Here is a 3465-nt window from a genome sequence, read left to right on the forward strand (position 1 = left end):
GCGGAGGGCACACCGACGACGGCCGGCAGGTGGAACTCGCGGGCCACGATGGCGGCATGGTTCAGCGTTCCTCCGGTCTCGGTGATCAGCGCCGCGGCGACGCCGAAGAGGGGGACCCACGGCTGGGCCGTGGTCGGGGCGACGAGGATCTCGCCGTGCTCGAGGCGATCGGCGTCGGCGAGCGTGCGCACGACGCGGGCGCGACCGATCGCCACGCCGGACGACCCGGGCGCCCCGGTCAGGAGTCCGTCGCGTGCGAACCTGCGGGCGGCCGCCTCCTTCGTCGCACCGGCCGCGCCTTTCGCCCGGTCCGGCGACGGCGTCCCGACCGTGGGCGGCGGCGCGACCGACGCGTATCGCCGCATCTCCGACTTGGGCTCGTCGACGCGCGGCCGGGGGTCGGCCTCCGTCGGCCGAACCAGGGTGTCGCGCATCTCGTCGGGATACAGGTTCACGACATCGCCTGGCGCGTCGGGGACCCCGTCGTCCGCCAGTCGCGTGCCGACCGCGCGAACGACGCGCCGCAGCCAGCCGGTCGATGCGTAGTCGATCAGGTAGTTGTGGTCGTCGACCATCAGCATCGCGGTGCGTGCGACGTCGAGGCGCTGCTCGAACGCTTCGCGGACGGCGCACGGGTACGCCCGCAACGTGGTTCTGGCCTCGTCGGTCGCGCGGCCGCGTTCGGCCGCCAGCCAAGCGTGCCGCTCCTCGAGGCTCGGGCCCTCGCTGGTCACGGCCTTCTTGAGCATCCTGGCGACGGGCGTCGGATCCTCCGCCAGCGTCGGGATCGCCGGACTGAGCGACGGCACGCGGTCCCCGAATTCGGCCAGCCACGCCTTCAGCGCATCCGTGATCGGGCGCATCGAGGGCTCGCCGGCGAGCGTCGCGGCGAGCTCGTGGGGGATGGATGCGATCAGGTCTGCCGCACCGGGCATCGCGAACATCGCGTGGCGGGGGGCCCAGAGCCGACGCGCGGCGAGCGTCGTCAGGTTCTCGCCGCCGCGCAACAGGTCGTGCGAGCGGAGGGCCGCATCGGGCTCGAACAGCTCGTCGTACAGCTTGGTGAACTCGCCGATGGCGCGGCCGAGCGGGATGACGATCTCACAGTGCATGCGCCATAGCGCCCGAAGGCGTTCCCAGGCGGCGTCGAGGTGCTCGACGAGCTCGGGCGTGGCGGCGGCGCTCAGGTCGAAGGCGTCCCAGAACGCCAGGTGCGACCGGACCTCCGGTTCCCAGCGCCGCGTCCAGTTCGCTTCGAGGTCGTTCAGCACGCCCTCGACGTAAGCGGCGCGCGTCTCGGCGTCCTCCTCCTAGCCACGCGGGTAGGGCAGCTGGTCGGCGGAGTACCGGTACGTCCAGAAACGTCGCACGTCGGCGCGGACCGGCAGCCGGTAGAGCTCGTAGCCGTGGTTCAGCCCGACCTGGTAGACGAGCTGCGCGAAGGTCAGGTCCAGCATCGTCGCCTGAACGGCGAAGTGCATCGCCTCGTGCTTCCAGAACGTCGTCGAGTCCTCGGGTTCGACCCAGGGATCGGGCAGCTCGGCCTCGCCGGCGCATTGCCGCGTGCGGGTCGTCACCGGCCGGCATTGCAGCAGGTGGAAGCGGTCGTTGTCGTCGACGGCGAACTCGATGTCGACTGGCCAGCCGAGTTCGCCTTCGAGGTTTCGGGCGACGTCCGCGACCTCGTGGCGCTGCTCGTCGGAGAGGGAGGCGACGTCGCGCAGGAGGCCGGGTACGGGTACCTCACGCGTGCCGCCCTCGGCCGGGGTGGTCATCCGTTCCTTGGTGGACAGCTTCGTCTCGACCACCTTCAGGGTGGCTTTGTCGAGCTGCCAGGCGTCGGGCGTCACGGTGCCGGACACCATGCTCTCGCCCAGCCCCCAGGAGGCGTTGACCGCCACGCAGTCGTCGCGGCCGGAGACCGGGTCGACGCTGAACGCCACGCCCGAACGGTCGGGGCGCACCAGCGTCTAGACCAGGACGGCCAGCGCGATCCCCTCTGCCGGCAGGCCCTGCGCGACCGGGTAGACGAGCGTAGTCGGGTCGTGCAGCGAAGACCAGATGCGCTCGACCGCTTCGATCACCGCATCGGCACCGACCTCGTCGAGGATCGTCTCGTGCTGCCCGGCTAACGACGCGCCCTCTCCGTCCTCGGCGTCGCCGACGAGCTCGCAGTACGCCGTCGCGATCGCCTCGCGGACCTCCGCCGCCATCCCCCGGCCGCCTGGGCGGCGCGGTACGCCTCGACGGTCATGCAGAAGCCGGCCGGAACGGGATAGCGGGACGCCAACGCGCCGAGGTGCGCGGCCTTGGGACCGATCCGGGTCGCTTTGTGCGACGCAGGCTCGCCGAGCGGAACGACCAACGAATCCAAGCAGACCCCCCGGTCCCAAAGAGGTTCGAGTTGCGGGCGTTCGCCTCTCTGCGGTGCGACCCCGCGTCGCGCAACCCTCGTGCAGGACCGATGGCCGACGCCCAACACCCTCGCGTGCTCCCGACGGCGCCCGCCGGCGACCGCTTCGTTGCCCAGGATCTAGGTCCCGTCGGACCTCGCTGACCGCTCGTCGGACGAGGCGGCGTCGGCCACGGCGTCGCCGTCGGGCCGGGCATCAACCAGGTCCCGAGTCGCGTAGCGCAGAAGGGTGGCCCGAAGCTCGGGACCCACCGCGCGCTTCGCCTGTCGCCCGTAATCGAACAGCACGATCACGCTCTCGATCCGGGCGGCCGGAGCGCCGTCGGCCAGAACGAGGTGCCGCAGGCCTACGCTGGTGCGACCGACGCGACTGACGCGCGTCTCGACCTCGACCTCCGCGTCCAGGGTGACCTGCCGCAGGAAGTCCAGCTCCAGCCGGGCAAGGATCAGGTCGCCGCTGGGCGGGTCGACGCCGCGCAGGAAGCCGATCCGGGCCAGCTCGATCCAGCTGGCGAAGACCACGTTGTTGACGTGCCCGAAGCCGTCCGTATCCCTCCAGCGGACTTGGATCGGAAGGCGGTGGACGCCCCCCTCCCACGCCTCGCGCAGGTCGCGGCTCAGGTCGGGCTTCCGCAATCGCGTCATGCGCGGAGCCTACTCTCCCTCGCCGGCGTCGGGTCGCGCGCGCCCAGCGCCGGCCGCCGCCCGGTCCGCGCGTCGCCGCCGGCTGCGCCGCGGCCGCGGTTGGCAGGTCGGACAGGAGAAGCTGCTGCGCTGACCGACCACGCTGCGCTCGATCGTCGCTCCGCACCGCGGGCAGGGATCGCCCTCGTGGCCGTAGGCGGCGAGATGCCGGCGGTAGGCGCCCACGTTCCCGTTCACCGTGCGGTAGTCGTTCAGCGTCGTCCCCTGCGCCTCGATCGCGGCGCGGAGCACGTCGCGGATGGCGGCCCCTAGCGCGTCCGCCTGACGGCGGGTCAGCCGGCGGGCGGGCGTCGCGGGGTGGACGCGCGTCCGCCAGAGCGCCTCGTCGGCGTAGATGTTGCCGAGCC

The 3465-nt window shown here is 72.2% G+C and carries 3 protein-coding genes and 1 pseudogene; all 4 read right to left on the minus strand.

All coding sequences use genetic code 11. The features are described 5' to 3' along the window. Positions 1 to 1271 (minus strand): PEP-utilizing enzyme (locus RI554_10890; protein ID MDR9392519.1); only part of this gene is annotated, 1271 nt, incomplete at its 3' end. A gap of 39 nt (positions 1272 to 1310) precedes the next feature. Further along, positions 1311 to 2213: pseudogene (locus RI554_10895) on the minus strand (PEP/pyruvate-binding domain-containing protein). A 320-nt stretch (positions 2214 to 2533) separates the two neighbouring features. After that, on the minus strand, positions 2534 to 3058 hold the full coding sequence (locus RI554_10900) for a thioesterase family protein (protein MDR9392520.1): 525 nt from the start codon (positions 3056 to 3058) through the stop codon (positions 2534 to 2536). A gap of 9 nt (positions 3059 to 3067) precedes the next feature. Further along, a partial coding sequence (locus RI554_10905; GenBank protein ID MDR9392521.1) for a zinc finger domain-containing protein occupies positions 3068 to 3465 on the minus strand: 398 nt, incomplete at its 5' end.

The sequence above is a fragment of the Trueperaceae bacterium genome (assembly GCA_031581195.1).
Taxonomy (GTDB): Bacteria; Deinococcota; Deinococci; order Deinococcales; family Trueperaceae; genus SLSQ01.

Bases quoted from the DNA above. Each gene is read 5' to 3' on its own strand.
- RI554_10900 (MDR9392520.1), bottom strand. From the start codon at position 3,058: ATGACGCGATTGCGGAAGCCCGACCTGAGCCGCGACCTGCGCGAGGCG.